Here is a 6500-nt window from a genome sequence, read left to right as displayed (position 1 = left end):
GCACACTGGCATGGAATACCCGGATGAGGGGATGCTCAAATAGACAGTAGCCAAATTATTGATTCTTTCAAAGAACCGGACCGGGAAAAATTTAGGGAGCGCACCCCGTACTCGCCGGAAGGCGGCGCAGAAGGCTAATATGGTTCTGAGGCCGGGAGGGATTCCTAAGGGAGGGCGGCTTTGCCGACAGCGCCTCCCTTAGGCCGCATTCTTGTGGAGCTTCTTGGCGGGACAAGAAGCTCCCCGCCGGAGGCACCCAGCCGAAATGCGGACAGGGCTTTCAACCAAATTTGAAAAAATATAGATTTTGAGTCAGCAAACCGGCAAAAATGGATACCCTTTTATCTTCCCAACTGCTCCCCCAGCCATTTGGCGGTGAAGTCGTAGACCTCCCGACGGTTAATCTCGTTGAGGATCTCATGGCGGCCCAGGGGGAACAGGCGGCAGGCAACGTGCTTCATGCCCGCCTTTCTGAATTCCTCCGCGGCCCGGGTCACTCCCTTGCCGTAATTGCCCACGGGGTCGTCGCCGCCGGCGATGAACAGCACCGGCAGATCCTTATTCATTTTTGCCAGGTTCTGCTTCTGTTCGATAAAACGGATGCCCGTCAGCAGGTCCCGCAGCAGGCCCGTGCTGGCCGTAAAGCCGCAGCTGGGGTGGGCAATGTAGGCGTCCACCACTTTGGCATCCCGGGTCAGCCAGTCAAACTCCGTTCTGGGGTGCTCCACCCGCTTGTTGTAGCCGCCGAAGACCATATTCTGCAGCGTATCACTGGTGTTCTTCTCCCCAACCTTTTTACAGGCCAGCTGGCAGATACCGATGGCGCCGGGCAGAATCGCCCGGGGCTGCCAACCGGTGCCGCAGATGACGGCCGCGGCGATACCGCTGTCCGGGTAGACCTCCAGTATGGTCCGAGCCATAAAGGAGCCCATGGAGTGACCGAAAAGCACATAGGGGATCTGCGGGTACTCTGCTTTCGTTTTGCGAAGCAGGGCATAGCTGTCGCTGACCGCCGTAAACCAGCCGCCCTCAAAATAGCCCTGGGTACCCTCGGCGCCCACGGTCTGGCCGTGGCCCATATGGTCCTCCGCCACAACAACATAGCCCAGACCGTTCAGGAACCCTGCGAAATCATCATAGCGCTCAATATACTCCGCAATGCCGTGGACGATCTGCAGCACAGCCTTTGGTTCTCCCTCCGGCATCCAGCGGCAGCAGTGGAGCTGTCCGATACCGTTGGATGGAATCGTAAAACTCTCTCTCATAAGCTCACTCCAGGACCTTATAGCCTGCGTCCGTAATTGCCTTCTTCCAGGCGGCCTCACCGGCAGTGCCTTCCAGGGTCACGCTTTTCTCCTTCAGGTCCACTTCCACCCTGGTGGTTCCGGGTACGGCAAGACACGCCTTTTCCACCCGGGCCTTGCAGTGGGTACACATCATGCCCTCCGCGTGAATGATTGTTTCCATAAGGATTCCTCCTGTTGTCTCCCGGAAAGATCCGGAAGCACCGTATTTTCCGGCGGGACGGGGCGCAAAAAGGATTGACACCACCTGCCGGGTATGGTACTATTTTACCATATGTTTTGAAGAAAACAAGGACTTCTTTTGCTACCCATATACCCATACCAAGAAGGAACGGATCCAGTATGAAAATCAAAGTAACCGCTGACAGCACCTGCGACCTCCCTGCCACTCTTCAGGAAAAATACCATATCGATCTGGTGCCGCTGATTGTCATGAAAGAGGACGAGGAATTTCTGGACAATGTGACCATTACCCCCCATGATATTTTCCAGCATGTGGCCGGGGGCGGCAGCATCTGCACCACCGCGGCCAGAAGCACCTCTGTCTATCAGGAATTGTTTGCCAAATACGCCGGGGACTTTGAGGGTGTTATTCATATTAGTCTCGGTTCCGGCTTCTCTTCCTCCTGTCAGAACGCCTTTATCGCCGCTCAGAAGTTTCCCAATGTCCGGGTAGTGGACTCTCAGAATCTCTGCTGCGGACAGGGGCTGTTGGTGCTGAAGGCCTGCGAATTGGCGGAAGCGGGAACGGATTTGGACGAAATCGTCCGCCAGCTGGAAGCCTATATTCCCATGGTCGAAACCAGCTTCGTGCTGGACCGGCTGGACTACATGGCCAAAGGCGGCCGCTGCTCCATGGTCACAGCTTTGGGGGCAAACCTGCTGAATCTGAAACCCTGCATCGAACTGCGGAACGGTAAAATGAGCGTTGGGAAAAAGTACCGGGGCCACTTCGATAAATGCCTGGCCTCCTATGTCCGGGACTGTCTGCTGGACCGGGAGGATATCGACAGGAGCAAACTGGTGCTGGTCTATACGGAAATTGACCCCGCCATTCTGGCCGCCGTCCGGGACACGCTTTCCCAGTGCGGCGAATTCGAAGTTGTTTATGAGGCGGTTGCCGGATGCACCATCTCCTGCCACTGCGGCCCCAATACTCTGGGCGTGATCTTCGCCCGGAAATAAAAGAGCACGGCCACCGGATAAGCATCTGGTGGCCTTTTATGAGGGATTCTTTATGAATGAGCATTTACTTCTGGATCTTGCCACGGACCTTGGCTACGAGCTTGCCGTGTCCGGAGCGGAAACCTACCGGGTGGAGGACAGCGCACGGCTGATTCTGACCGCCTACGGTCTGGAACCGGAGGTCGCCGCCGTGAACAACTATCTGATCGTCAGCATTCTCACGGAGCAGCGTAAACCCATTACCCGCATGCGCCGCATCGGCTTCCATGGCAACAATCTGGACGCCGTGGAGCGGCTCAATGCTCTGAGCCGCCGAATCTGCGCCGAAAAGCCGGATCCGGAAAAAGCTCTGCGGATGCTGGACGAAACCAGAGCCTCCGTCCAATACTACAGCTTTCCCATGCTGCTGGTCGGCCATTTTCTGGGTGCCGGCGGCTTCGGACTGCTCTTCGGATGCAGTCTACCGGATGCGGTATTCGCAGGACTCTGCGGCATTCTGATTGCCTTCATCACCCGCTTCACCAGCGCCATGAAGGCCAACCCCATTTTCAGCACCCTTGCCGCCTCTTTTCTCATGTCCATTGCGGCCTATGGTCTCAATGCCGCCGGGCTTGTGGCAAACTCCGATACCGTCATCATCGGTAGCATGATGATTCTGGTCCCCGGACTGGTGTTTACCAACGCCCTGCGGGATATCATCTACGGCGACATCAACTCCGGCATCAACAAATGCGTCCAGGTGCTCCTGATTGCCGGGTCCATGGCCCTTGGCTCTGCCGCTGCCCGGAATCTTGCCATCCGGCTCTGGGGACTGCCCCAGAGCACCCCCGCCATAAGCCGCAGCCTTCCCGTGCTGTGCCTGGCCTCCTTCTCCGGCTGCATCGGTTTTTCCATTCTCTTCAACATCCACGGTCCCGGCATGTTGCTGTGCACCCTGGGCGGCATTGCGGACTATGTGATCTATGCTCTGTGCCTGAATGCGGGACTGGCACCCGGCACCGCCTTTTTCGCCGGAACGGCTTTCTCCGCCCTCTATTCCGAGATCATGGCCCGGGTGCGGAAGTATCCCACCATCTGCTATCTGGTTGTCTCCATCATTCCTCTGATTCCCGGCGCCAGCCTGTACTATACCATGCAGCAGGCAGTGGACGGCACCATGGACAAGTTTGTCTCCCAGGGGCTTTTCACCGCTGAAGTCACAGGCATCATGGCCGCCAGCATTATTCTGGTCTCCAGCCTGGTGCGAATCTGCATGGGATGGCGGGCATTGCAAAAAGGCCGGCAAAAAACGCACGAATAAAGCAGCCGAAAAGTGACGCCGCCAGATGCGTCAGATATTCCAAAATTCAGCAGGCAAACATGGTGGACATTGCATACTGTAAAACCGGGTACCGCAAGCGCGATACCCGGCTTTCTTTAGCGCTGGTTCTGGTTTTTGCTCTGCTGATTCTGGTTCTGATTGTTCTGGTTCTGATTATTCTGGTTGCGGTTCTGATTGTTATTCATACGAAACGTCCTCCTCGTGATTATAGCAGCTTCCGCCGCAGGGGTAGTTTGCCCCGGAATTCAGGATTTATCCTTAGGCCGGAACAGGATAGCCGCCAGAAGCCCCGCAACAATGGCGGCAGCAATCCCCCCGGCTGTTGCTTTCAGGCCTCCGGTGAAAACGCCCAAAAAGCCCTGCTTGTCCACCGCCTCCCGGACGCCCTTGACCAGGGTATTGCCGAAGCCCGTCAGCGGCACCGTTGCCCCGGCTCCCGCAAACTCCGCAAAGGGCTCATACAGTCCCACAGCCCCTAACAGTACGCCGATCACCACATAGCTGACCAGAATTCTCGCCGGGGTCAGCTTTGTCTTGTCAATAAGCAGCTGGCCAATCAGGCAAATGGCCCCACCCACCAGAAACGCTTTCAGATATTCCATGCGCTACGCCTCCCCTTCAATGGCCACCGCGTGGCAGATTCCGGGAATGGGCAGTCCCTGCTGGGTGGAGGTAGGCGACAGCAGCGCCCCGGTGCCGCAGAACAGAACCCGGCGCAGCTTCTTCTTTTGCAGCTGGGACAGATAGTGTCCGCAGAGGGTGATGGCGCTGCATCCGCAGCCGGAGCCTCCGGCGTGGACATCCTGCCGGGTGTTGTCGAAGATCATGCAGCCGCAGTCCTCCAACCGCCCGCCGATGGAGAGCCCCCCTCTTCTGGCCAGCTCCAGCAAAAGCTCCTTGCCATATTGGCCCAGGTCCCCGGTGACGATACGGTCATAGTATTCCGGCTCTCTGCCCAGATCCTCCAGATGCTGCCGGATGGTGGCAAGGGCCGCCGGAGCCATGGCAGCGCCCATGTTGTTGGCATCCTGGATGCCCAGGTCTGTCACCGCCCCGATGGTCGCCGCCGTAATTCTGGGGCCGCTGCCGGAACGGCAGACCAGCGCCGCTCCGGAGCCCGTCACCGTCCACTGGGCAGTGGGGGTTCGCTGACCGCCGTAACCCAGTGGGAAGCGGTACTGCCGCTCGGAGGATGCGAAATGTGAACTGGTCATTGCCGCCACCCGGTCCGCGATCCCCGCCGACACCGCCACGGATGCCAGCAGCAGGCTCTCGGCCATGGTGGAGCATGCCCCATAAAGCCCCAGGTGGGGCAGCCCTGTATTGCGCACGGAAAACGCCGATCCGATGCACTGGTTCAGCAGGTCCCCGGACAGCACCAGATCAAGATCAAAGCGCTGCAGATTCGCCTTTTGCAGCAGCAGCCCCAGGGCCGTTTCCTGCATGGCCTTTTCCGCCTGCTCCCAGGTCTTCTGACCGAAAAAAGTATCCTGGCTGGTTCTATCGAAGCAGTGGCCCAGGGGGCCCTGGCTCTCCTTTTTTCCTGCCACGCTGGCCCATGCCGTAATCACCGGCGGCTTCGGCAGCACAAAGCTGGCCCGCCCCCGCTTGTTTTCCCCCATGAAAACGCCTCCTTTTCCTCTATTGTGCGCCGCAAAGCAAAAAAAATACCTGGAGGCAGGGGAACTGTCTCCAGGGCAGGACGTTTATCGATGATAATTAAAATATTGCCCGGCGATCATATGCCAGGCCTCCTCGCAGCGCTGGGCAGCCTCCGGGCGCAGGTGCGTGTCTCCAAAATAGGTGGCGTTTTCCTGAAACTGGCTGAGCTTGCTGACGCCACAGATGACGCTGGTCAGCCCGGGCCTGGACAGCAGCCATTGGAAGGACAGCTCCACCATGGTCATCCCCTCCTCCGCCGCAATCCGCTTCAGCAAATCGATGGCATCAAAATTCCGATCGTTCCAGTATCGCTGGGCGTAGCCCTTTTCCAGGGCGAACCGAGTGTTCTCCGTGTAGTGGTCCCGGCTGTGCTTGCCAGTGAGAAGTCCGCCCGCCAGGGGATTGAAGGCCGTCAGGCCCATATTGTGGCTGCTCAGGTAGGGAATCAGCTCATCCTCCACGCCCCGGTTGATGAGGCTGTAGACATTCTCGCTGACGCAGGGGCCAATTGCCCCCAGCTCCCTGGCAAGACAGGTCATTTCGCAGCACTCCCACGCAGAGAAATTGCTGATGCCGTAGTGCCGGATCTTGCCGCTTCGGATAAGCTCTGTGCAGGCAGTAACGTATTCTGCGGGAGGGGTCTTATGGTCCGGGAAGTGGAGATAGAGAATGTCCAGATAGTCCGTATGCAGCCGCCGGAGGCTGTCCTCCACGGAATCCTGAATTCGTTGGGCACCCAGACTGGGACTCAGGCCATTCACGGGGCCGCCGGTCTTGGAAGCCAGCACCACCCGGTCCCGCCTGCCCTGCAGGGCCTTGCCCAGGATTCGCTCGCTTTCGCCGCCGGTGTAGATATTGGCAGTGTCCAGAAAGTTTACGCCTCGGTCCAGAGCACAGTCTACAATGCGGAGGCTCTCCGCTTCATCGGTCTGGCCGCCGAAGGTCATGGTTCCCAGGCACATGGCAGATATCTGGGTTTCAAGGGACGGAAGATTTCGATATAGCATAGTGTCTTCTCCTTTTTCCTT

General features: G+C 58.1%; 7 protein-coding genes. 2 read left to right on the top strand and 5 right to left on the bottom strand.

Annotation, left to right across the window (positions count from 1 at the left end; all coding sequences use genetic code 11):
• Positions 1 to 341: 341 nt before the first annotated feature.
• Together KQI10_RS04435 and KQI10_RS04430 are read right to left on the bottom strand one after the other, a co-directional pair.
• Positions 342 to 1265 carry an alpha/beta fold hydrolase gene (locus KQI10_RS04435; RefSeq protein WP_216566204.1) on the bottom strand — a complete coding sequence of 308 codons (924 nt, stop codon included), beginning with the start codon at positions 1263 to 1265 and terminating at the stop codon, positions 342 to 344.
• A gap of 4 nt (positions 1266 to 1269) precedes the next feature.
• On the bottom strand, positions 1270 to 1467 hold the full coding sequence (locus KQI10_RS04430) for a heavy-metal-associated domain-containing protein (protein ID WP_216566203.1): 198 nt from the start codon (positions 1465 to 1467) through the stop codon (positions 1270 to 1272).
• A 179-nt stretch (positions 1468 to 1646) separates the two neighbouring features.
• On the opposite strand from KQI10_RS04430, the gene KQI10_RS04425 reads away from it, so the two are divergent.
• Together KQI10_RS04425 and KQI10_RS04420 are read left to right on the top strand one after the other, a co-directional pair.
• Positions 1647 to 2489 (top strand): DegV family protein, encoded by an 843-nt coding sequence (locus tag KQI10_RS04425; RefSeq protein ID WP_216566202.1) that lies wholly within the window; start codon positions 1647 to 1649, stop codon positions 2487 to 2489.
• Between the two features lie 52 nt (positions 2490 to 2541).
• A complete protein-coding gene (locus tag KQI10_RS04420; protein ID WP_216566201.1) occupies positions 2542 to 3789 on the top strand; it encodes a threonine/serine exporter ThrE family protein in 1248 nt (415 codons plus the stop codon).
• A 266-nt stretch (positions 3790 to 4055) separates the two neighbouring features.
• On the opposite strand, the gene spoVAE is transcribed toward KQI10_RS04420, so the two are convergent.
• The 3 genes from spoVAE to KQI10_RS04405 all read right to left on the bottom strand — a co-directional run bounded on the left by spoVAE (position 4056) and on the right by KQI10_RS04405 (position 6479).
• Entirely contained in the window at positions 4056 to 4412 is a 357-nt protein-coding gene (gene spoVAE, locus KQI10_RS04415; protein ID WP_216566200.1) for a stage V sporulation protein AE, read from the bottom strand.
• Positions 4413 to 4415: 3 nt separating this feature from the next.
• Entirely contained in the window at positions 4416 to 5432 is a 1017-nt protein-coding gene (gene spoVAD / locus KQI10_RS04410; protein ID WP_216566199.1) for a stage V sporulation protein AD, read from the bottom strand.
• Between the two features lie 84 nt (positions 5433 to 5516).
• Positions 5517 to 6479, bottom strand: coding sequence for an aldo/keto reductase (locus tag KQI10_RS04405; protein WP_216566198.1), 963 nt, complete (start codon positions 6477 to 6479; stop codon positions 5517 to 5519).
• Between the last annotated feature and the right edge of the window lie 21 nt (positions 6480 to 6500).

Source organism: Pseudoflavonifractor sp. MSJ-30, assembly GCF_018918045.1.
GTDB lineage: Bacteria > Bacillota > Clostridia > Oscillospirales > Oscillospiraceae > Faecousia.
Note: the sequence above shows the minus strand (reverse complement) of the source record. Positions and strands in the feature narration are given on the sequence as shown.